Genomic DNA, 808 nt, shown 5'->3' with positions numbered 1-808 from the left:
TGGAAGGCGGCGTGGCCACGCGCCCGCTGGCCGACCTGGAAGCCTACGAAGAGCAGTTGCAGCAGTTCGTGTACCACTCCGGCGCCTTCATGAAGCCGCTGTTCTCGGCCGCCAAGCGCATCGTGCGCGAAGGCGGCCCGGCCCGCATCGTGTTCGCCGAGGGCGAGGACGAACGCGTGCTGCGCGCGGTGCAGGTCGTGGTGGACGAGGGCCTGGCCCGTCCCATCCTGGTGGGCCGCCCGTCGGTGCTGCTGACCCGCATCGAGAAACTGGGCCTGCGGCTGCGCCTGGGCGAGGACGTCGAAGTCACCAACCCCGAATACGACGAGCGCTTCCACCAGTATTGGACGACCTACTGGGAGCGCATGTGCCGCCGTGGCATCACCAAGGAAATGGCGCGCGTCGAAATGCGCCGCCGCATGACCCTGATCGGCGCGATGATGGTGCACCTGGGCGATGCCGACGGCATGGTCTGCGGCACGGTCGGCGCCTATCACGACCACCTGCGCTTCGTCGACGAGGTGATCGGCCGCCGGCCGGGCCGCAATGTCTATGCCGCCATGAACATCCTGCTGCTCAACGAGCGCACGGTGGTGCTGGTGGACACGCACGTCAACGATGAACCTTCGGCCGAGCAGATCGCCGAGTTCACCATCGCCGCGGCCAAGGAAATGCAGCGCATGTTCCTGGCGCCGAAGGTGGCGCTGCTGTCGCGCTCGAACTTCGGCTCGGGCAGTTCGGCCTCGGGCGCCAAGATGCGCCGCGCGCTGGAGCTGGTGCGCGAGGCCGCGCCGGACCTGGAGATCGA

1 protein-coding gene is annotated in these 808 nt (G+C 68.2%); it reads left to right on the top strand.

What is annotated here, in order from left to right:
- On the top strand, nt 1-808 hold an 808-nt coding region (locus AC6LKG_RS26505; RefSeq protein WP_498169962.1), incomplete at both ends, for a phosphate acyltransferase.

Source organism: Achromobacter sp. 46006 (assembly GCF_059761975.1).
The sequence above is the reverse complement of the archived record's forward strand: the minus strand, read 5'-3'. Positions and strand labels throughout refer to the sequence as shown.